The sequence below is a fragment of the Streptomyces sp. NPDC001515 genome, from assembly GCF_053597115.1.
In genome coordinates, this window is record NZ_JBSFHN010000022.1 from 22116 (window position 1) to 41500 (window position 19385).

The 19385-nt window shown below is 72.8% G+C and carries 21 protein-coding genes; 6 read left to right on the forward strand and 15 right to left on the reverse strand.

The window, feature by feature from the left end; all coding sequences use genetic code 11:
* Nucleotides 1-141: 141 nt before the first annotated feature.
* The 9 genes from rlmB to ACWCXC_RS23135 all read right to left on the reverse strand — a co-directional run bounded on the left by rlmB (nucleotide 142) and on the right by ACWCXC_RS23135 (nucleotide 9504).
* Entirely contained in the window at nucleotides 142-1098 is a 957-nt protein-coding gene (gene rlmB, locus ACWCXC_RS23095; RefSeq protein ID WP_450682170.1) for a 23S rRNA (guanosine(2251)-2'-O)-methyltransferase RlmB, read from the reverse strand.
* An 81-nt stretch (nucleotides 1099-1179) separates the two neighbouring features.
* Nucleotides 1180-2583 (reverse strand): cysteine--tRNA ligase, encoded by a 1404-nt coding sequence (cysS, locus tag ACWCXC_RS23100; RefSeq protein WP_450890408.1) that lies wholly within the window; start codon nucleotides 2581-2583, stop codon nucleotides 1180-1182.
* An 80-nt stretch (nucleotides 2584-2663) separates the two neighbouring features.
* A complete protein-coding gene (locus ACWCXC_RS23105; protein WP_450682168.1) occupies nucleotides 2664-3068 on the reverse strand; it encodes a PPOX class F420-dependent oxidoreductase in 405 nt (134 codons plus the stop codon).
* Between the two features lie 283 nt (nucleotides 3069-3351).
* The gene (locus ACWCXC_RS23110) at nucleotides 3352-5076 is read right to left on the reverse strand and encodes an ABC transporter permease subunit (RefSeq protein WP_450890409.1); all 1725 of its coding nucleotides are present in this window, start codon (nucleotides 5074-5076) and stop codon (nucleotides 3352-3354) included.
* A 4-nt stretch (nucleotides 5077-5080) separates the two neighbouring features.
* The gene (locus tag ACWCXC_RS23115; protein ID WP_450890410.1) at nucleotides 5081-6595 is read right to left on the reverse strand and encodes an ABC transporter substrate-binding protein; all 1515 of its coding nucleotides are present in this window, start codon (nucleotides 6593-6595) and stop codon (nucleotides 5081-5083) included.
* Between the two features lie 27 nt (nucleotides 6596-6622).
* The gene (locus ACWCXC_RS23120) at nucleotides 6623-7222 is read right to left on the reverse strand and encodes a GNAT family N-acetyltransferase (RefSeq protein WP_450682165.1); all 600 of its coding nucleotides are present in this window, start codon (nucleotides 7220-7222) and stop codon (nucleotides 6623-6625) included.
* A 182-nt stretch (nucleotides 7223-7404) separates the two neighbouring features.
* Entirely contained in the window at nucleotides 7405-7908 is a 504-nt protein-coding gene (ispF, locus tag ACWCXC_RS23125; RefSeq protein WP_450682164.1) for a 2-C-methyl-D-erythritol 2,4-cyclodiphosphate synthase, read from the reverse strand.
* The gene (gene ispD / locus ACWCXC_RS23130) at nucleotides 7898-8644 is read right to left on the reverse strand and encodes a 2-C-methyl-D-erythritol 4-phosphate cytidylyltransferase (RefSeq protein WP_450682163.1); all 747 of its coding nucleotides are present in this window, start codon (nucleotides 8642-8644) and stop codon (nucleotides 7898-7900) included. The genes ispF and ispD overlap by 11 nt, the downstream gene beginning before the upstream one ends.
* Nucleotides 8645-9021: 377 nt before the next feature.
* Nucleotides 9022-9504 (reverse strand): CarD family transcriptional regulator, encoded by a 483-nt coding sequence (locus tag ACWCXC_RS23135; RefSeq protein WP_006380568.1) that lies wholly within the window; start codon nucleotides 9502-9504, stop codon nucleotides 9022-9024.
* Between the two features lie 639 nt (nucleotides 9505-10143).
* Here ACWCXC_RS23135 and ACWCXC_RS23140 point away from each other — a divergent pair.
* Entirely contained in the window at nucleotides 10144-10779 is a 636-nt protein-coding gene (locus ACWCXC_RS23140; RefSeq protein WP_450682162.1) for a DUF461 domain-containing protein, read from the forward strand.
* An 86-nt stretch (nucleotides 10780-10865) separates the two neighbouring features.
* On the opposite strand, the gene ACWCXC_RS23145 is transcribed toward ACWCXC_RS23140, so the two are convergent.
* A complete protein-coding gene (locus tag ACWCXC_RS23145; RefSeq protein ID WP_383648289.1) occupies nucleotides 10866-11546 on the reverse strand; it encodes a response regulator in 681 nt (226 codons plus the stop codon).
* Nucleotides 11543-12817, reverse strand: coding sequence for a sensor histidine kinase (locus tag ACWCXC_RS23150; protein WP_450890411.1), 1275 nt, complete (start codon nucleotides 12815-12817; stop codon nucleotides 11543-11545). The genes ACWCXC_RS23145 and ACWCXC_RS23150 overlap by 4 nt, the downstream gene beginning before the upstream one ends.
* 210 nt (nucleotides 12818-13027) lie before the next feature.
* On the opposite strand from ACWCXC_RS23150, the gene phoU reads away from it, so the two are divergent.
* Together phoU and ACWCXC_RS23160 are read left to right on the forward strand one after the other, a co-directional pair.
* On the forward strand, nucleotides 13028-13705 hold the full coding sequence (gene phoU, locus ACWCXC_RS23155; protein ID WP_450682160.1) for a phosphate signaling complex protein PhoU: 678 nt from the start codon (nucleotides 13028-13030) through the stop codon (nucleotides 13703-13705).
* Nucleotides 13706-13898: 193 nt separating this feature from the next.
* Entirely contained in the window at nucleotides 13899-14048 is a 150-nt protein-coding gene (locus ACWCXC_RS23160) for a hypothetical protein (RefSeq protein ID WP_450682159.1), read from the forward strand.
* 81 nt (nucleotides 14049-14129) lie between these two features.
* Here the strand turns inward: ACWCXC_RS23160 and ACWCXC_RS23165 are convergent, their stop codons facing one another.
* The gene (locus ACWCXC_RS23165; protein WP_450890412.1) at nucleotides 14130-15422 is read right to left on the reverse strand and encodes an MDR family MFS transporter; all 1293 of its coding nucleotides are present in this window, start codon (nucleotides 15420-15422) and stop codon (nucleotides 14130-14132) included.
* 249 nt (nucleotides 15423-15671) lie between these two features.
* Here ACWCXC_RS23165 and ACWCXC_RS23170 point away from each other — a divergent pair, with 249 nt between their 5' ends.
* On the forward strand, nucleotides 15672-16430 hold the full coding sequence (locus ACWCXC_RS23170; RefSeq protein ID WP_383648276.1) for a phosphoglyceromutase: 759 nt from the start codon (nucleotides 15672-15674) through the stop codon (nucleotides 16428-16430).
* A 95-nt stretch (nucleotides 16431-16525) separates the two neighbouring features.
* Here ACWCXC_RS23170 and ACWCXC_RS23175 read toward each other — a convergent pair whose 3' ends face one another.
* A complete protein-coding gene (locus tag ACWCXC_RS23175; protein WP_450683979.1) occupies nucleotides 16526-17002 on the reverse strand; it encodes a hypothetical protein in 477 nt (158 codons plus the stop codon).
* Between the two features lie 223 nt (nucleotides 17003-17225).
* On the opposite strand from ACWCXC_RS23175, the gene ACWCXC_RS23180 reads away from it, so the two are divergent.
* Both ACWCXC_RS23180 and ACWCXC_RS23185 read left to right on the forward strand, forming a co-directional pair.
* Nucleotides 17226-17474: a hypothetical protein gene (locus ACWCXC_RS23180; RefSeq protein ID WP_383648274.1), complete on the forward strand. Its 249-nt coding sequence runs from the start codon at nucleotides 17226-17228 to the stop codon at nucleotides 17472-17474.
* Nucleotides 17471-17713, forward strand: coding sequence for a hypothetical protein (locus tag ACWCXC_RS23185; protein ID WP_450683980.1), 243 nt, complete (start codon nucleotides 17471-17473; stop codon nucleotides 17711-17713). The genes ACWCXC_RS23180 and ACWCXC_RS23185 overlap by 4 nt, the downstream gene beginning before the upstream one ends.
* Nucleotides 17714-17747: 34 nt before the next feature.
* Here ACWCXC_RS23185 and ACWCXC_RS23190 read toward each other — a convergent pair whose 3' ends face one another.
* Nucleotides 17748-18542 (reverse strand): hypothetical protein, encoded by a 795-nt coding sequence (locus ACWCXC_RS23190; RefSeq protein WP_450890413.1) that lies wholly within the window; start codon nucleotides 18540-18542, stop codon nucleotides 17748-17750.
* 242 nt (nucleotides 18543-18784) lie between these two features.
* Nucleotides 18785-19339, reverse strand: coding sequence for a YbjN domain-containing protein (locus ACWCXC_RS23195; RefSeq protein WP_450683982.1), 555 nt, complete (start codon nucleotides 19337-19339; stop codon nucleotides 18785-18787).
* Nucleotides 19340-19385: the final 46 nt, after the last annotated feature.

Here is a 19385-nt window from a genome sequence, read left to right on the forward strand (position 1 = left end):
CGGGGCCGGGTGCGCCCCCGGTGGGGGCGTGCGAGGGCGTCGGCCGGCGGGGGTGGTGCTCCGGTCGGCCGACGCCCGTGCGGGTGGTGCGAGGGGCGCGCGGATCGGGGGCGGCGCCCGACGCCCGTGCGGGGGCGCGGATCAGGCGCGGCGGCGGGCGACCTCGTAGAGGACGATGCCGGCGGCGACGCCGGCGTTCAGGGATTCGGCGCCGCCGGGCATGGAGATGCGGACCCGGTAGTCGCAGGTCTCGCCGACGAGGCGGCCGAGGCCCTTGCCCTCGCTGCCGATGACGATGCAGACCGGGCCGTCGAGGGCTTCGAGGTCCTCGACGGTGTGTTCGCCGTCCGCGGCGAGGCCGACGACGGCGATGCCCTCCTTCTTGTACGCCTCCAGGGCGCGGGTCAGGTTGGTGACCCGGGAGACGGGGGTGCGGGCTGCGGTGCCGGCGGAGGACTTCCAGGCTCCGGCGGTCATGCCGGCGGCGCGGCGCTCGGGGACGACGACGCCGTGGCCGCCGAAGGCGGAGACGGAGCGGACGATGGCGCCGAGGTTGCGGGGGTCGGTGACGCCGTCGAGGGCGACGACGAGGGGTTCCTCGCCGTTGTCGTAGGCGCCTTCGAGGAGGTCCTGGGGGTCGGCGTACTCGTAGGGCGGGACCTGGAGGACGAGGCCCTGGTGGTTGAGTCCGCCGGTCATGCGGTCGAGCTCGGGGCGCGGGGCTTCCATCAGGTTGATGTTGCCGCGCTCGCCGGCGAGCTGGAGGGCTTCGCGGACGCGCTCGTCGTTGTCGATGTACTGCTGGACGTACAGGGTGGTGGCGGGCACGCCGTCGCGCAGGGCCTCGTAGACCGGGTTGCGGCCGACGACCATTTCGGAGGTGCCCTTGACGCCGCCGCGGCGGGGGGCGGGGCGGCGGTTGGCGGCCTGCTTGGCCTTGGCGGTGGCGATGCGGTTCTTCTTGTGCTTCTTGCGGGCTTCGGCGGGCGGGGTGGGGCCCTTGCCTTCGAGGCCCCGGCGTCGCTGGCCACCGCTGCCGACCGTCGCGCCCTTCTTGTTGGACGTGCGGCGGTTCCTGCGCTGGCTGTTCCCGGCCATGACCTACCTGTTTCGTTGCTTCGTCGTGCGTGCGTATAAGTGAAAGTGTGCCGCCCGGCGAGCCGGGCGGCACGTGGGGCGCTACGGGCGCGGGCCCAGGGTCCACCGTGGTCCGGAGGGGCTGTCCTCGATGACCAGTCCGGACTGGTTGAGTTCGTCGCGGATGGCGTCGGCGGCCGGCCAGTCCTTGCGGGCGCGGGCGGCCTGGCGCTGGTCGAGGACGAGGCGGACGAGGGTGTCGACGACGCCGTGGAGGTCGTCGCCGCGGTCGTTCTCGCCGGCCCAGTGCTCGTCGAGCGGGTCGAGGCCGAGGACGCCGAGCATGGCGCGGACCTCGGCGAGGCGGGCGACGGCGGCTTCCTTGTCGTCGGCGGCGAGGGCGGAGTTGCCCTGGCGGACGGTGGTGTGGACGATCGCGAGGGCCTGCGGGACGCCCATGTCGTCGTCCATGGCCTCGGCGAAGGCGGGCGGCACCTCGGCGGCGGGGGCGACGGTCTCGCCGGCCTTCTCGGTGACGCGCTGGACGAAGCCCTCGATGCGGGCGAAGGCGGATTCGGCCTCGCGCAGGGCCTCCTCGCTGTACTCGATCATGGACCGGTAGTGCGGGGTGCCGAGGTAGTAGCGCAGCACGATGGGGCGCCAGGTCTTGACCATGTCGCTGACGAGGACGGAGTTGTCGAGGGACTTCGACATCTTCTCGCCGGACATGGTGACCCAGGCGTTGTGCACCCAGTACCGCGCGAAGTCGTCGCCGTACGCCTTGGCCTGGGCGATCTCGTTCTCGTGGTGCGGGAAGATCAGGTCGATGCCGCCGCCGTGGATGTCGAAGGCGGTGCCGAGGTACTTGTGCGCCATGGCGGAGCATTCGAGGTGCCAGCCGGGGCGGCCGCGGCCCCAGGGGGTCTCCCAGCTGGGCTCGCCGGGCTTGGACGCCTTCCACATGGCGAAGTCGCGCGGGTCGCGCTTGCCGGTCTCGTTGTCGCCGGAGGGCTGGCGCAGGTCGTCCAGGTCCTGGTTGGAGAGTTCGAGGTAGCCGGGGAAGGAGCGCACGTCGAAGTAGACGTTGCCGTCGGCGGCGTAGGCGTGGCCCCGTTCGATGAGGCCGCGCATCATCTCGATCATCTCGGGGACGTGGCCGGTGGCGCGGGGCTCGTAGGTGGGCGGCAGGCAGCCGAGCGCGGCGTAGCCGTCGTTGAAGGCGCGCTCGTTCTCGTAGCCGATGGCCCACCAGGGGCGTCCCTGTTCGGCGGACTTCGTGATGATCTTGTCGTCGATGTCGGTGACGTTCCGGACGAACGTCACGTCGTAGCCCCGGTGGGCGAACCAGCGGCGCATGATGTCGAAGTTCAGTCCGGACCTGATGTGCCCGATGTGCGGGGCGGCCTGGACAGTGGCGCCACAGAGGTAGATCGAGACACAGCCCGCTGTGAGCGGGACGAAGTCACGGATCTGCCGGGCGCTGGTGTCGTACAGGCGAATAGTCACGCCTCAAGGGTAGTGGGCGCGCACCAGTGCCCCGCGACCCGTTGGGGGAATGCGGGGCCAGTTGGTGCGAGGTGCGCGGTTCAGACGCGTCCGACGACCTTGCGCGGGGTGATCCGGACGACGACGCGGGGGGCGTCGTCGTCGGCGGAGGGGTTGAACTCGGCGTAGGGCTTGCCGGTGTACTTCAGGGAGAGCTCGTCGATGAGCGCCTGGCCGCCCTCGGTGGTGAGGGTGGCGGTGCCGCGGATCTCGGCGTACGTGTACGGCGCGTCGAAGGGCTGGACGACGACGGAGACGCGGGGGTCGCGGGCGAGGTTGCGTTCCTTGCGGCGGCCGGTGGTGGTGGAGATGAGGACGTCCTCGCCGTCGCGCTTGACCCAGACCGGGGAGACCTGCGGGCTGCCGTCGGGCTGGATGGTCGCCACGGTGACGAAGACCGGGGAGTCGAGCAGGGCCTTGAGTTCCTCGGAGAGTGCGGCGGTCATGGCGTGCGTCCTTCCGGTCGGGTCGTCGTTCCCTCTACGTCTATCCCACCCCGGCTCTCCCGTCCTCGCGTTCCGTCCGGGCCCGCCGGAAGAGTCGCCGCGACGGCGGCACCGGCGAGCGGGACCGCGGCGAGGACGGTCCACCGCACGGCGGCGGTGGCGTCGAGCAGGGCGCCGGTGGCGGCGCTGCCGCCGAGCACGGCGAGTCCGGAGACGGAGGAGAGCGCGCCGGTGGCAGGGCCCAGACGCCCTGGGGACCCGCGTCGAAGAGGAGCGGCAGCGGTCACGCGGGACGTGTCCGGGCGTGTCGGGCGCGGGCCGCCGCCGTGGTGAGGACGGCCAGGGCGCCGAGGGCGGCGAGGGCCGCGGCGGGGGCGAGGACGGACCAGGGGGCGCGTTCGGCGTAGGGGAGGTTCTCGGCGAGCATGCGCCCCCATTCGGGTGCGGGGGGTTCGGTGCCGAGGCCGAGGAAGCCGAGGGAGGCGAGGGCCAGGGCGATGGCGGGGACGCGCAGGACGGCGTGGCGGGCGACGGGGGGCAGTACGCCGGGCAGGAGGTGGCGGCGCAGCAGGTGGAGGCGGCCGGCGCCCAGGGCGCGGGCGGCGGTGAGGTGCGGGGCGGCGCGTTCCTGGGCGTGGAGGGCGGCGGTGTGGGCGGCCAGGGGGGTCCAGGCGACGGCGGTGACGGCGGCGGCGGCGCTCCAGGGGCCGGGGCCCGCGATGCCGGCGACGAGGAGGCCGGTGAGGATCGCGGGCAGGGCGTTGGCGGTCTCGGTGAGCGCGCCGGCCCGGACGGCGCCGAGGACGAGGCCGAGCAGCAGGGTGGCGGCGGAGACGGCGACGGCGGTCAGGACGGTGCGGCCGGCTCCGTGCCCGAGGCGGGCGAGCACGTCGCGGCCGAGGGAGTCCGTGCCGAAGGGGTGGGCGGCGGAGGGGCCGGCGAGGCGGGCGGCGGCGTCGATGTGGAGCGGGTCGCGGAGGAGTCCGGCGACGGTCACGGCGGCGAACAGCGCGGCGAGGAGGAGGGCGCCCGCGGTGAGGGAGGCGCGGGGGCGGACGGGCGGCGGGACGAGGGCGGGCAGGGCGCCGTCGTGGAGGGCGGGGCCGAGCAGGGCGCGGGCCGTGAGGCGGGCGGCGAGTCCGGCGGCCGTGCCGAGGAGGAGCAGGAGCAGCACGCAGGACTGGAGGACGGGGAGGTCCTGGGCGAGGGCGGCGGCCAGCGCGGTGCCGCCGAGGCCGGGTATCGCGTAGAGGGTTTCGACGGCGACGGCTCCGCCGGTGAGGCCGACGACGGTCAGGCCGAGCTGGGGCAGCAGGCCGGGCAGGGTGCGGCGCAGGGCGTGGCGGGCGGTGCGGTGTCCGGGGAGCCCGGCCGCCGTGGCGGCGCGGGCCCAGGGTTCGGCGAACGCGGCGGGCAGCGCGTCGTCCAGGAGCCGGCCGAGCAGGGCGCCGGCGGGGATGCCCATGGCGAGGGCGGGCAGCACGGTGTGCTCGGGGGCGCCCCAGCCGAGGGCCGGCAGCCAGTCGAGCCGTACGGCGAGGACGGCGGCGAGGACCGTGGCGAGCAGGAACTCGGGGAGGGCGGCGAGGACGGCGGCGCCGGTGCCCGCGCCCGGGGCGGCGGTCCGGTTCCGCGCTCCGCGCCGCAGGGTGCGGGCGGTGAGGGCGGCGGCCACCGCGAGGGCGACGGCGAAGGAGGCGCCCATGAGGGTCAGGGAGACGCCCAGGGCGGACAGGGCGTCGGGGGCGACGGGCTGTCCGGAGACCCACGAGGTGCCGAGGTCGCCGTGGAGCAGCCCGCCGAGCCAGCCGCCCAGGAGGCGGAGGGGGCCGCCGTCGAGACCGGTCTCGGCGCGGATGGCGTCGAGGGTCTCGGCGGTGGGCGGCCGGTCGGGGTAGCGGGCGTGCAGGATCGTGCGGGCGGGGTCGGTCCGGGTCAGGCGGGGCAGCAGTCCGACGACGGCGACGACCGCGAGGAGGGCGGCGATCCGGCCGGTGAGGTGTTTCACCCGGTCACCCGACGCGGGTGTCCGCGGTGACGAGGGTGCGCTCCAGGGGGTCGAGGGCGACGCCGTGGACGCGGCTGTCGTCGTAGCCCTGCATGAAGCGTTCGTGGAGCAGCGGGACGAGTGCGTCGGTGCCGAGGACGGCGGCCTCGGCGGTGGCCGCGGCGGCGTGGCGGGCGTCGGTGTCCGTGGCGGCGGCGGCGCGGTCCACGGCGGCGTCCACGCGCCGGTCGCAGAGCTGGGAGATGTTGAAGCTGCCGTCGCAGGTGAAGTCGGAGGCGAGGTAGGAGGCCGGGTCGGCGGTGTCCAGGAGGGTGTTGCGGGCCTGGATGAAGGCGTCGTACGTCCCGGCGAGGGCGTCGGCCTCCAACTGGGCGTAGTCGCGGACGACCTGCTTGACGGTGAAGCCGCGCGCGGTGAGCTGCTGCTGGACGACGGTGGCGGCCTCGGGGAGTTCGGGCCGGTTGGTGTAGGTGGCGAGGACGATCCGCGGGGTGCGCGCCACGCGTGCCCGGTCGGCTGCCTTGGTCCTGACGGGGGCGGTGCGTGCTTCGGCGGCCCAGCTCACCCCGGGGCCGAGGAGTCCCCGCGCGGTGTCGGCACGGCCTTCGTAGACGGCCTTGACCAGGGCCTTGGAGTCGATGGCCTCGCGGGCGGCGGCGCGCATCGCGGGGTCGGCGAAGACGCCGCGCCGGGTGTTGAGGGAGAGGCCGTTGGTGCGGGCCGAGGGGAAGCCGTGGACGAGGTCGTCGCCGAGGAGGGACGCCTGGGAGACGGGTACGTACTCGGCGATGTCGACGGCCCCGGTGCGCAGGGCGTTGGCGCGGGCGGTGCCGTCGGCGGCGAAGGTGACGTCGACGCCGGGGGCCTTCGCCCGGCCGCCCCAGTAGGCGTCGTGGCGCTTCAGGGTGGCGCTGACGGCGCCCTTGACGCCGGTGAGGACGAAGGGGCCGGTGGCGTGTCCGGCGGGGTCGACGGTGCGGCCGGTGTAGGCGGCGGCGGACAGGATCGTCAGGGAGGGGTTGGCGAGGCGCTGGGGCAGCAGCGGGTCGGGCGCGTCGGTGACGATCCGTACGGTGTCGGTGCCCTGGGCGGTGGCGGTGATGCGGGTGTCGGACAGGACGCGGGGCTTGGGCGACGCCTTCTCGGCGGCGGTCAGCGACCGGACGACGGCGGCGGGGTCGACCTTCGTGCCGTCGTGGAAGGCCGCCTCGCGCAGGGTGAACGTCCACGCCTTCGCGCCGTCGCGCTTCCAGGAGGAGGCGAGGGCGGGTTCGGCGGTGCCGTCGCGGCCGAGGGTGGTGAGGCCCTCGACGACCGCGAGGCGGCTGAGGGTGACGGCGTCGTCGCCGTAGGGGGACATCGCCTGGGCGGGCGGGAAGGCCATGACGACCCGGAGGCGTTGCCCGCCGTCCGCGCCCTTGCCGTCGGACGCGCCGCCGGAGCAGGCGGTGGCGAGGGGGACGAGGAGGGCGGTCGCGGAGAGGATCAGGGGCAGCGCGGAGCGTCGGGACGTGGGCATGGCGACGACCTTATATGAAAATGATTGTCATGTGACAGGGAGGGCCGCAGCGGTCCCGTCCGGCCCCGGCAGCGGCAGTTCGAAGTGGACGATGCCTTGGCCGCCGCCCGGCAGCGTGCGCTCGTCGCACACCTCGTGCGCCAGCGACCGCCAGAACGGTTCGGCACCGGGCACGGCCGGGTCGGTGTGCAGGTAGACCGCCTCGTAGCCGCCGGTCCGGGCCGCGAAGCCGAGCAGCTCGCGCACCATCCGGCGGGCGAGCCCGCGCCTGCGGTGCTCGGGCGCGACATAGATCCGGCAGAGCTGGGCGGTGGTGCCGGACGGGAAGCGGTCCGCGACCCACCGCGGGTTGGGCGGCGCCTGCGGCCCCCGGTCGCGCACGGCCCCCGTCGCCACGATCTCGCCCGCCCGCTCGGCCACCAGCAGCGTGCACCGCGCGGGGCGCAGATAGGCGGCCTCGGGGTCGATGATGTCGGCGTGCCAGCGGGGCACGTATCCCGAGCGCAGATCGCGGTAGACGGTGTCGAGCATCACGGCGCGCGCCCCGTCGAGATCGGCCGGCCCGGCCGTCCGCAGGACGTACCCGCCCGCATCGGCCCGTACCGGCGCCGCCGTCGTCGCCCTCATCCCGGAGTTCCACCACCCTCGCGCACCACGTCATTGCCGCACCAGCGTACGTGCAAGTGATGTGCAACAAGGCGGGGGGTGTGCGCGAGAGCGCCGGTGCGCACGGCCCGGCGCGCCCGCGCGGGGCCGGCCTGCGAACGCCGTGGCGGCGGGGTCCGGGACCCCCGCCCCCACGCGGGAGGTCAGCCGGTGCGGTAGACGAGGGCGGTGGCGATCCCGGCGATGCCCTCGCCCCGGCCGGTGAAGCCGAGGCCGTCGGAGGTGGCGGCGGAGAGCGAGACGGGCGCGCCCACGGCGGCCGAGAGGACCTTCTGCGCCTCCTCGCGCCGCTTGCCGATCTTCGGCCGTACGCCGACGACCTGGACGGCGACGTTGCCGATCTCGAAGCCCTCGGCGCGGACGATCCGGGCGGCCTCGGTGAGCAGGGTGACGCCGGCGGCGCCGGACCACTCGGGGCGCCCGGTGCCGAAGTGCTGCCCGAGGTCGCCGAGGCCGGCGGCGGAGAACAGCGCGTTGCAGGCGGCGTGCGCGACGACGTCCGCGTCCGAGTGCCCGGCCAGTCCGGGGCCCTCGCCGTCCCAGCGCAGCCCGGCGCACCAGAGCTCCCGGCCCTCCTCGAAGGCGTGGATGTCGGTGCCGATGCCGACGCGCGGGATCACGGGGCCGGGGGGAACGTCAGAAGCCATCGTGGGCCCTCCTGCGTGCGAGTACGGCTTCGGCGAGGACGAGGTCGAGGGGGCGGGTCACCTTGAACGCCTCCTCGTGCCCGGGGACGACGACGACGGGCGCGCCGAGCTGCTCGACCATGCCTGCGTCGTCGGTGGCGCCCTCGCCGCTGAGCGCGACCTGCGCGTGGGCGCGCGCCAGCGTGGTGCGGTCGAAGCCCTGCGGGGTCTGTACGGCCCGGAGGCGGGCCCGGACCGGGGTGGCGAGCACGGGCTCGGGCGCGCCTGGGGCGCCGGGTTCGACCTCCTTGACCGTGTCGGCGAGCGGCAGGGCCGGGACGACGGCGGGCGCGCCGTCGCGGACGGCCTCGACCACCGCGTCCACGGTGTCGACGGGGACGAGGGGCCGGGCGGCGTCATGGACGAGGACGGTGGCGACGTCCTCGGGCAGCGCGTCCAGGCCCAGGCGTACGGATTCCTGGCGCGTGGCGCCGCCGGGGACCACCAGGAATTCGGTGCGCTCGGGCAGCGCGTGCTCGTCGAGCAGCGCGCGGACCTCGGGGGCGCCGTCCGGCGGGGCGACGACCACGACGACGGAGACATGGCGGGAGGCGGCCATGGCGCGTACGGCGTGGACCAGCATGGGTGTCCCGCCGAGCGCGCGGAGCGCCTTGGGGGCCCCGGGGCCGAGCCGTACGCCGCGGCCGGCCGCGGGGATCACGGCGGCGGTGCGGGAGGGACGCGGTTGTTCAGACATCGGTTGCACTCCGAGGCTTCGGCATGTTTGTCCTCACGGCCGACGTGGGTATGGCCACAAGCGAGCCGGGGCACCGCGCCCCGACCCGACCGGGACCCTTTCCGTGACCCCGGGCGGGACGGACACCGCACCGGCCGCTCGCGATCGGACGGACCGTCGGCTTCGGGATCGTCGGCTTCACAAGATCGCGAGCAAAGTACCGGGGGATCGTCGGCGAGGCCAACGCGCCGACACTTCCGGAGTCGTCGCCTCCGGATCTTTTCCTTCCGGGGCCGGATGATGTGCTTCCGGACATGCCGCAGCGCCCGACGACAGGCCGTACAGACGGCTGGTCAGCGGGCACCGCGGCACATTATTTACGACCGGCGCGATCCGGCTCAGGACGCGAGGACCTCGTCGAGTAGAGCCTCGGCCTTGTCCTCGTTCGTGTTCTCCGCGAGGGCGAGCTCACTCACCAGAATCTGCCGAGCCTTGGCGAGCATCCGCTTCTCACCTGCGGAGAGTCCGCGCTCGCGCTCACGACGCCAGAGGTCGCGAACCACTTCCGCGACCTTGATGACATCGCCGGACGCGAGCTTCTCGAGATTTGCCTTGTAGCGTCGGGACCAGTTCGTCGGCTCCTCCGCGTACGGCGCGCGGAGCACCTCGAAGACCCGGTCCAGCCCTTCCTGCCCGACCACGTCGCGCACGCCTACGAACTCGGCATTGTCCGCCGGCACACGCACCGTCAAGTCGCCCTGGGCGACCTTGAGCACCAAGTAGGTCTTGTCCACGCCTTTGATCTGGCGAGTTTCGATAGCCTCGATCAGCGCGGCCCCGTGATGGGGATAGACCACGGTGTCGCCAACCTTGAACGTCATGTGACAGGTACCCCTTCCGTGGCTATCAAGAGTAACACGAGAACTGCTTCTCCTGAATGGCGTTTTCGCAGGTCAGGGCATATCTCGGGGCTTGACAACTGCGACACGGACGTGCTGCGGAAGGGGTGCGCGGAACGGTATTCGCAGGTCGGAGCGGCTGTGCGGGCGCAGAGAAACGCGCACGTTACACGCCCCGGAAGCCGCTCGGAAGTGACCGAACGTCCCGTTTTGCCGGGTTCCAGGAGCGGAGGATTCCGTAGGCCGTTCGGAGATCGATCACCCGTACGGCGGTAAGTGCCGAGGGCCAATGAAATTGATCAACGCCCGCCGCGGACGCCCACCGGATTTGCGGGCCGCGCTTATCCGCGAGGAATGCGCCACACCGCGTTGAACAGCGGCGCGAGCGCCGGGCCCGGCGCCGGGGCGAATTGATCACGCGGGTTTTGTGAACGGCGTGCGAATGATCTCGGGCGCGGCGGCGGCCGTAAGGGCGCCGGTGATCTCGGAACGCACAGGGGCGGGTCGGGTGCGGAGCGCTCACAGCGGCTCGGTAACCTGGCCGCTGACACACCCTTAGGGCGGCTTTACACCGCTCGCCCCCCGTCCGTACGTCCGCTCGTTCAAGGAGTTGCCGCCGCCGTGAGCCGCAGCCTTCGACACGGCGTCCTCGCCGCCACCGCCCTCGCGTTCTCGATCGCCGGCCTCTCCGCCTGCGGAGCCGGCAACAACGCGCAGACGCTGGAGGTCCGGCCGGACAACGCCGCCACCTCGTCCGGCGACATCAAGATCCAGAACGCCAATGTCATCACGCAGCCCGTGCGCGGCGCCAACGGCCCGGCCGTGGTCGCCGCCACGCTGTTCAACAGCGGCACGCAGGACGAGACGCTGAACGCCATCGCCCTCAAGGGCAGCAGCGGCACGGTGCAGCTGCACGCCGCCAAGGGCTCGGGCCCGATCGTGGTGCCGGCCGGCGGCCGGGTGGTCATCGGCGGCAAGGGCAACGCCTCCGCCGTGATCGAGAACGGCAACCAGGCCACGAAGAACGGCGATGTGCAGCCGCTCGTCTTCTCGTTCAGCAAGACCGGCGAGGTCGCGCTGGGCGTCACCGTCGTCCCGGCGGAGAGCTACTTCACCGGCTTCGGTCCCAGCTCGCTGCCGAAGCTCCCGGAGAAGTCCCCGGCGGCCTCCGCGTCCGCCGACGCCTCCCCGTCCGGCAGCGCCAGTGGCGCGGCCACCCCGGGCGCCGGCGAGGCCACCACGCAGCAGCCCGGCTGACCGGACCCCGTACGCGCGCATACGGCCGAGGCGCCTCCCCCACCGGGAGGCGCCTCGGCCGTATCCGCTTCGCTCGTCCCGCCGGTCTACGGCTCGAACTTGTACCCCAGCCCGCGCACGGTGACGAGGAACCTCGGGGCGCCCGGGTCCGGCTCGATCTTGGCGCGCAGCCGCTTCACATGGACGTCGAGCGTCTTGGTGTCGCCCACGTAGTCGGCGCCCCAGACCCGGTCGATCAGCTGCATCCGGGTCAGCACCCGGCCCGCGTTGCGCAGCAGCATCTCCAGCAGGTCGAACTCCTTCAGCGGCAGGTCGACCTTGCCGCCGCCGACCGTCACCACGTGCCGGTCCACGTCCATCCGGACCGGGCCCGCCTCCAGGGCGGCCGGGGTGACCTCCTCCGGCTCCCCCCGGCGGCGCAGCACCGCGCGGATGCGGGCGACCAGCTCGCGCGAGGAGAAGGGCTTGGTCACGTAGTCGTCGGCTCCTATCTCCAGGCCGACGACCTTGTCGATCTCGCTGTCCTTGGCGGTGACCATGATCACCGGCACGTTGGAGCGGCTGCGCAGCTGCCGGCAGACCTCCGTGCCGGGCAGGCCGGGGAGCATCAGGTCGAGGAGCACGAGGTCGGCGCCGTTGCGCTCGAACTCGTCCAGGCCATCGGGCCCGGTGGCCGCGATCGCGACCTCGAAGCCTTCCTTGCGGAGCATGTAGGACAGGACGTCGCTGAACGATTCCTCGTCCTCGACGACAAGCACTCGGGTCACGGAAGGGCCTCCGGGGCAGGGAACGAATCAAAAGAGTCGGGTGCGGCGTCCAGGGAGGACGCCTCGTCGCCGTTGACGATCAGCGGGCCGCCGGACGCGCGGTCCCGGTCCCGTACGGAGCCCGCCTCGGGCAGCCGCAGGGTGAAGGTGGAGCCCTGTCCCTCCGAGCTCCAGACGGTGACCTCCCCGCCGTGGGAGGCGGCCACGTGCTTGACGATGGCGAGGCCGAGGCCGGTGCCACCGGTGGCGCGGGAGCGGGCGGGGTCGACGCGGTAGAACCGTTCGAAGACCCGCTCGCGGTCCTTCTCCGAGATGCCGATGCCCTGGTCGGTCACGGCGATCTCGATCTCGTCCCCGCCCGGTACGACCACGCGGCGGGCGGCGATGCCGACGCGGGTGCGGGCGGGGCTGTAGTTGACGGCGTTCTCGACGAGATTGCCGAGGGCGGCGGCGAGCTGGCCGCGGTTGCCCCATATCCGGAGCTCGGCGGTGCCGCCCGCGGCCATGGTGATCTGCTTGGAGCCGGCCTGCTGCCGGCAGCGGTCGATGGCCTCGGCGACCAGCTCGTCCACCCGCACCGGCTCGGCGTCCTCAAGCGGGTCGTCGTTCTGCACCCGGGAGAGGTCGATCAGCTCCTGGACGAGGTTGGTGAGCCGGGTGGCCTCGATCTGCATGCGGCGGGCGAAGTGCTCCACCGCCTCCTGGTCGTCGGAGGCGTCGAGGACGGCCTCCGAGAGCAGGGACAGGGCGCCGGTCGGCGTCTTGAGCTCATGGCTGACGTTGGCGACGAAGTCGCGGCGGACGGCCTCGATGCGGCGGGCCTCGGTGAGGTCCTCGACGAGCAGCAGGACCAGCCGGGAGCCCAGCGGGGCGACCCGGGCGGAGACCGCGAGGGCCTCGCCCCGGCCGGTGCCGCGCCGGGGCAGGTCCAGCTCGACCTGGCGTATCTCCCCGTCCCTGCGGGTGTCCCTGGCCATGTTGAGCATCGGCTCGACGGCCAGGCGCCCGCCCCTGACCAGTCCCAGCGCGTACGCGGCGGAGCTGGCCTTGACGACGCTGTCGCTCTCGTCGAGCACGACGGCGGAGGAGCTGAGCACGGACAGGACCGTGTCGACCCCGGGGGGCAGGGGGGCGTTGCTGTCGGGCCGCAGGGACGTACGCGTGGGCCGTTTCTGGTCGCGCTCGCTCCAGCGGAACGCCAGCATGGCGATCACGCCGGTGCACACCCCGGCGATCGCTGCAGCTGCGGCGACCGCCGCGTTCACGTCCATGGCTCCAGGTTATGCGGCACCGCGGACACTCTCCCAGCCGTCCGAGTGCCTGTCCGAACACTCGTCGCCCAGAGTTCACCGAGGGGCAAGGGGCGGTTCACTTCACCGGCCGGAAGCCGACGCGTACGGCCGTCACGGTGGCACCGTGGGGTTCAGAGCTGGCCCCGGCTGTGCCGTACGACAGCTTCCGAGGACTGGAGAGGGACATCCATGCGTGACGCGTACCACGAGGAACTCGACTCGATCGGCGAGGGCCTGGTCGAGATGGCCCGGCTCGTCGGGTCGGCGATCGGCCGGGCGACGACGGCGATGCTCGACGCCGATCTGAAGCTCGCGGAGTCGGTGATCGCGGCCGACCAGAAGGTCGACGACCTCCAGCACGACCTGGAGGCCAGGGCGATCGCGCTGCTGGCCCGGCAGCAGCCGGTGGCCACGGATCTGCGGATCGTCGTCACCTCGCTGCGGATGAGCGCCGACCTGGAGCGCTCGGGCGACCTGGCCCAGCACGTCGCCAAGCTGGCCCGGCTGCGCTTCCCGCAGTCCGCGGTCCCGCACGACCTGCACGCCACCCTGCTGGAGATGGGGCAGCTCGCGCAGCGGCTGATGGCGAAGGCCGCCGAGGTGATCATCACCAAGGACGTCGACCTGGCCCTCCAGTTGGAGCAGGACGACGACGAGATGGACCTGCTGCACCGGGCGCTCTTCCAGCACCTGATGGACGACCGCTGGAAGCACGGCATCGAGACGGCCGTCGACGTGACGCTGCTCGGCCGGTACTACGAGCGGTTCGCGGACCACGCCGTCTCGGTGGCCAAGCGCGTCGTCTACCTGGTGACGGGCGAGCACGCGGACGAGATCCAGCAGGCCGCACCGGTGGAGGGCGCGTAGGGCGTACGCGAGCGGGCGTGGACGGCGCACGCGCGGCGTATGGAACCGCACATGTGTTCCTGCGCGTGTGCGCCGTTGATGCGCCCGTCCGGGTGGGCATGCAATGGGGTGGGGACGCACGGGCTGTCCGAGCGGCCCCGGTCGTGGGCCCCGCTCGGGCGTACGGCCCTTTCGTACGCCTTGAGGAGGAACCATGGCCGATTCCCCCACGACCGGAACCCCGCAGGAGGCCCCCGCGGAGGCGGTGCACCTCACCGTGCTCGGCGCCTGCGGCTGCGGCTCGGGCTGCGGCTGCGGCTGCCAGTCCGGCGCGCCCTGCCAGTGCGGGGGCTGCTCCGGCTGACGCACGGCCGGACGAGTGGACGGCCGGGGCGTCCCGCGCGACCTCCGCGCGGGACGCCCCCCGCCCCCCGAGGCGACGGCCTCAGGCGGCGGGCTCCACCGCGGGCTTCCGGTCCGGGACCGGAGCGGGGACCACGGTCTCGGGCTCCCCGGCGTCCTGCCCCGGCAGTCCGCGTATCAGCAGCCAGTAGCCGAGCGCGGCCACCGTGCCGAGCAGGGCGCAGGTCCCCCACAGCCACTGAGCGCCGAAGCGGTCGATGACCACGCCGGACATCAGCGGGGCGACGAGCGCGGCGGCCGACCAGGACAGGGTGTACATGCCCTGGTAGCGGCCCCGCCCGTGGGCCGGGGAAAGCTGGACGACCAGACCGTTCTGCACGGGAGCGTTCACGATCTCGGCGACGGTCCAGACGCAGATGGTCAGCGCGTAGATCCCGACGGAGCCCGCGAAGGCGGTCAGCCCGAACCCGTATCCGGCGAGCAGGGACGAGACGACGAGGAGCCGGCGGGGGTCGCGGCTCTGGATGAACCGGGTGACGGGGATCTGGAGGACCACGATCAGCACCCCGTTGACGGCGACGGCCGTGCCGAAGTCCGAGCTGCTGAAGCCGTCCGCCCCCATGGCCACCGGCAGCCCCACGTACCCCTGCTGGAAGATCAGCGCGATGACGAACGACAGCCCGACCACGGCCATGAACCGCCCGTCGCGCAGCACGTCGCCCAGCCGGACACCGTCGTCGGCCGGCGCCCCGGCGGCGCCGGACGCCGTCGCCGCCCGCTCGGGCCGGGACTCGGGCACCTTCAGGAAGACGACGACGGCGCAGACCAGGGTCATGGCCGCCTCGCCGACGAAGCCCGCGAGATAGCTGTACTCGGCGACGAACCCGGCGCCGGCGGAGGAGACCGCGAAGCCGAGGTTGATCGCCCAGTAGTTGAGCGAGAAGGCCCGCACCCGGTCCTTCGCGGGGACGATGTCGGCGATCATCGCCTGCACCGCGGGGCGGGAGGCGTTGCTCGCCATGCCGACGAGGAACGCGACGGCGGCGATGGCGACCGGGTGGGTCATGAAGCCGAGCACGGCCACGGCGACGGCGGTCGCCGTCTGCGCGCCGAGCATCGTGGGCCGCCGGCCGAGCCGGTCGGTCATGACGCCGGCCCCGAGCGAGGAGACGACCCCGCCGAGCCCGTGCAGGGCGACGACCAGACCCGCGTACGACGCGGAGTAGCCCCGGTCCAGGGTCAGGTAGAGGGCCATGAAGGTGGCGACGAATGCCCCGAGGCGGTTGACCAGCGTGCTGGTCCACAGCCACCAGAACTCCCGTGGGAGGCCGGAGACGGTTTCACGGGCCGCCCGGCCGAGACCGGTGACAGACATACGGGTTCCCCCCAGGGACGTACGGAGTGAAGGAGCGGCGGCACGTCGTAAGTGGCCCACCGACGTGCCGAACATTACGAAGCCCCGGTCGGCGCGGGCCACTCAATTGACGCCCCCCGTCAATCCGTCGCCGCGCCCCGTGCCCGCCGCTCGCCTGCCGCTCCCACTTCCCCCGCTCCCCCGGTGTCCGCCTGTCCGCCCTGTGACCGGTCGCGCGCGGCTCGTACGGGTTCGATTACGCTCGGAACCATGGCCGACGCACCGTACAAGCTGATCCTCCTCCGCCACGGCGAGAGCGAGTGGAACGCGAAGAACCTGTTCACCGGATGGGTGGACGTCAACCTCACCGAGAAGGGCGAGAAGGAGGCGGTCCGCGGCGGTGAGCTGCTGAAGGACGCCGGCCTGCTCCCCGACGTGCTGCACACCTCCCTCCAGAAGCGCGCCATCCGCACCGCCCAGCTCGCGCTGGAGTCCGCGGACCGCCACTGGATCCCCGTCCACCGCTCCTGGCGGCTCAACGAGCGCCACTACGGCGCCCTCCAGGGCAAGGACAAGGCCCAGACGCTCGCCGAGTTCGGCGAGGAGCAGTTCATGCTCTGGCGCCGCTCGTACGACACCCCGCCGCCCGCTCTTGAGGACGGCACCGAGTTCTCCCAGAGCGACGACCCGCGCTACGCGACGATCCCGCCGGAGCTGCGCCCGCGCACGGAGTGCCTGAAGGACGTCGTCACGCGCATGCTGCCGTACTGGTACGACGGCATCGTCCCCGACCTCCTCGACGGCAAGACCGTCCTCGTCGCCGCCCACGGCAACAGCCTCCGGGCCCTGGTCAAGCACCTCGACGGCATCTCCGACGCCGACATCGCGGGCCTGAACATCCCCACGGGCATCCCGCTCGCCTACGAGCTGGACGAGAACTTCCGCCCCCTGAAGCCCGGCGGCACCTACCTCGACCCGGACGCGGCGAAGGCCGCCATCGAGGCCGTGAAGAACCAGGGCAAGAAGTAGTCCCACCCACGATCACGCCCCCGAACCACACACACCGTGCGGATCGGGGGCGTTTTCGCGCGCCGGGCCAGCCTTGGTCCGTGGCCTTCGGTGGGTCAGTACGGGGCCAGGGCGCCGTCGTCCGTCTGGTAGAAGTGGAGTCCGCGGCCGATGTCCTCGCGGGTGTACGGCATCGGTTCGAAGTGACCGATGATCAGTCGGTAGTTCTCGGCCGCACCGGGTATCCGGAACGAGAAGCCGACCGAGCACATCTTGACGGTGGCGTTGCCTTTCGTGTGGCCGCGCGTGATCTTCCCGGTGCCGAGGACGGAGCCCTGGTCGTCCGTGACGCGGACCTCCTGCCCGATCTTCACCTTCGCGCGCGCCGGCGGCGTGCAGGGCTGGGATACCTGGGCGGAAGGGTCGTCGCCCACCATGACGTCGATGCTGCCGTTGATCGTGAGCACCACTGACGAGGGCGAAACGGCCGGCGAGGCGTCCGGCGACGCGCCCCCGGACGCCTCCGACGTGCTGGTGCAGCCGACCAGAACGGCCAGCCCCAGAACCGCACCACAGACCCACAGCGTTCTCATACGTTCCCACCCCTGGAATCCTGCGGACAGACCGTCCACCGCAGATCGCGTGCACCTTACCCAGGCCGGTCCGCAGCAGGACGGCCGGGAGGAGGTCGACAAGGCCCGCCCCCCGCACCCCGCCCCCGTCGCGAGCAACTCGTGGCGGGGGTCGCGGCGTTGTGGGGGTGGGGCGGATACCGTGGGGTAAGGAGAGAGCGGGGCAGAAGCGGGGAGAGCAGTGATGGGTGAACCCCTCAAGACCTTTGTCGGTGGTGCCGAGGTCGAGGTGCCGAACAGCATTCCGGCCATCCGCGACGCCCTGCCGGAGGCGAGACGCGAGGAGTTCGACCGCGCCATCAACGAGGCGGGGGTGCACGAGATCCAGGCCGTGATGCGGCACTGGATGCTGGAGGCGGTGCCGGATCCGGAGGCCGAGCGGATCCTGGACCGGCTGGCGCAGGACGAGGCCGAGAGGCGGAGCGTCGCTTGAGCTTCCGGATCTCCTACGCACCGCCCGCCGACGACACCCTGGCCAAGATGGGGGACGGCGACGCCTTCCGGGACGAGATGGCGCGCACGCTCGGACGCGACCCGTACGGGCACGGCTCGTCCGCCGTCAAGGGGGAGCACGATCGCCGGGAGGCGACGGTCGCCGGGGCGATCGTGCTCTACTACGTCTCCGGTTCGGTCCTGACCGTCACCGTGGTGCGGCTGGTGCCGTTGCCGTGACGGAGGGGCCGGGCCCCCTGCGTCCGACGCGGGGTCAGGCCAGCTTCCCCGCCTGGGCGTCGATGACGGCGGTCGGCAGGTCGAAGTCGCCGCCCGCGCCGGACGCGCCCAGGTTCATGGAGGTCAGCGAAGCCACCGTGCCGCCCTGACGCAGCTCGATGAGCTTCATCGCGCTGGTCTCGCCCTCGGCCTCGACCGTGACCGTCCAGGCGACGGCCTCCTCGGCGCCCTTGACCGGCACCTCGGCGATCTTGAGGACCTTCTGCTTCGAGCCGGCCGCGGTGAGCGAGAAGCCCGAGGCGCAGGAGGTGGCGGCGGTCCGCAGTCCGGCGACGGTGTCGGCGGCGCCCGTGCCGTCGTACGAGGCGAGCGTGGCCAGCGTCGTCGTGATGTCGAACGCCGCCTTGAACGCCTCCGCCGGGTCCTCGCTCTCCTTGCCCGCGGGCTTCTTGGGCTCGCTGATCACCTTGCGCTGCGTGGACGCGGCCGGCGTACCGGCCTTGACGCCCATCAGGGCGTCCGCGAACACGTCGCACTCCGCCTTGTCGGCGGTGACCTTGTCGCCGGTGATGGCGTCGGCCGGTCCGGCCTTGGTGATCTTGTGGCCCTTGACGTCGCCCTGGGCCAGCGACGCCTGCTCCAGCTCGGCCGCGGTGAGCGCCTTGGCCGCCGGCTTCTCGGCGGGCGCGGCGGAGGCGGAGGAGCCCGCCTTGCCGGCGTCCTTCTCCTTGTCCTTGTCGCCGCCGTCCGAGCCGCAGGACGCGGTGAGGAGGGCCAGCGACAGCACGGAGGCGGCAACGGCGGTACGGCGTAGGGCAGTGGGTCGCATGGCCCGTCCTTCTGGTCTCGGGATGTTCCGCCCAGCACAAAGGCGGCCGGCGCCGGTATCGGCGCGGCCTCGCGCTTCGTGGGGGTGGGCCAACTCTATGAGCAGGCTGTGGTTTGGCAATCCCTTGACCTGGGCATTACGCGTGATCGTGACGACGTCGTGATCACCGGGACGGCCCCGGACGGCCCCGGACCGCCCCGGATTGGAACGATGGGGTCAGGATCGGAACGCCGGGGCCCGGTTCAGGCCGACGGACGCCGGATGAGATGCGCGAACGCGTCGAGGTTCCGCGTGGACTCGCCGCGCGACACCCGCCACGCGTACTCCTTGCGGATCGCGCTCGCGAAACCGATCTCCAGAAGGGAGTTGAAGGCCCCGTCCGCCGCCTCCAGCACCGAGCCCAGCAGCCGGTCCAGCTCCTCGGGCGTGACGACGGAGAGCGGCAGCTTGCCGGCGAGGTAGATGTCCCCGAGCGCGTCGATCGCGTAACTCACGCCGAAGAGGCGCAGGTTGTGCTCCAGCAGCCAGCGGTGAACGGCCGCCTCGTTCTCGTCGGGGTGGCGGATGACGAAGGCGTTGAGGGAAAGCGAGTGCCGTCCCACGCGCAGCGAGCAGGTGGTGGCCAGTTTGCGGGTGCCGGGCAGTTGGACGACGTAGCTGCCGGGCTCGGGGCTCTCCCAGTCGAGTCCGGCGTCCGCGAGCGTCGTCTCGATGACCCGGGCGACCCGGTCCGCGTGGACGGCCTGTGTCGCGGGGGCGACCTGCGGTGTTGCCGCTTCCTCGGGTGCGTCAGCCATGGATCGAGCGTACGTCAGCCGGCCCGCGCCCGTCCGCCGGGAGCGG

Excerpts from the sequence above, each read along its gene's own strand:
- rlmB (WP_450682170.1), bottom strand. The coding sequence starts at position 1,098 with ATGGCCGGGAACAGCCAGCGCAGGAACCGCCGCACGTCCAACAAGAAG.
- ACWCXC_RS23105 (WP_450682168.1), bottom strand. The coding sequence starts at position 3,068 with ATGACCGCCGCACTCTCCGAGGAACTCAAGGCCCTGCTCGACTCCCCG.
- ACWCXC_RS23115 (WP_450890410.1), bottom strand. The coding sequence starts at position 6,595 with ATGCCCACGTCCCGACGCTCCGCGCTGCCCCTGATCCTCTCCGCGACC.
- ACWCXC_RS23120 (WP_450682165.1), bottom strand. The coding sequence starts at position 7,222 with ATGAGGGCGACGACGGCGGCGCCGGTACGGGCCGATGCGGGCGGGTAC.
- ispF (WP_450682164.1), bottom strand. The coding sequence starts at position 7,908 with ATGGCTTCTGACGTTCCCCCCGGCCCCGTGATCCCGCGCGTCGGCATC.
- ispD (WP_450682163.1), bottom strand. The coding sequence starts at position 8,644 with ATGTCTGAACAACCGCGTCCCTCCCGCACCGCCGCCGTGATCCCCGCG.
- ACWCXC_RS23135 (WP_006380568.1), bottom strand. The coding sequence starts at position 9,504 with ATGACGTTCAAGGTTGGCGACACCGTGGTCTATCCCCATCACGGGGCC.
- ACWCXC_RS23150 (WP_450890411.1), bottom strand. The coding sequence starts at position 12,817 with ATGGACGTGAACGCGGCGGTCGCCGCAGCTGCAGCGATCGCCGGGGTG.
- phoU (WP_450682160.1), top strand. The coding sequence starts at position 13,028 with ATGCGTGACGCGTACCACGAGGAACTCGACTCGATCGGCGAGGGCCTG.
- ACWCXC_RS23160 (WP_450682159.1), top strand. The coding sequence starts at position 13,899 with ATGGCCGATTCCCCCACGACCGGAACCCCGCAGGAGGCCCCCGCGGAG.
- ACWCXC_RS23165 (WP_450890412.1), bottom strand. The coding sequence starts at position 15,422 with ATGTCTGTCACCGGTCTCGGCCGGGCGGCCCGTGAAACCGTCTCCGGC.
- ACWCXC_RS23170 (WP_383648276.1), top strand. The coding sequence starts at position 15,672 with ATGGCCGACGCACCGTACAAGCTGATCCTCCTCCGCCACGGCGAGAGC.
- ACWCXC_RS23175 (WP_450683979.1), bottom strand. The coding sequence starts at position 17,002 with ATGAGAACGCTGTGGGTCTGTGGTGCGGTTCTGGGGCTGGCCGTTCTG.
- ACWCXC_RS23180 (WP_383648274.1), top strand. The coding sequence starts at position 17,226 with ATGGGTGAACCCCTCAAGACCTTTGTCGGTGGTGCCGAGGTCGAGGTG.
- ACWCXC_RS23190 (WP_450890413.1), bottom strand. The coding sequence starts at position 18,542 with ATGCGACCCACTGCCCTACGCCGTACCGCCGTTGCCGCCTCCGTGCTG.
- ACWCXC_RS23195 (WP_450683982.1), bottom strand. The coding sequence starts at position 19,339 with ATGGCTGACGCACCCGAGGAAGCGGCAACACCGCAGGTCGCCCCCGCG.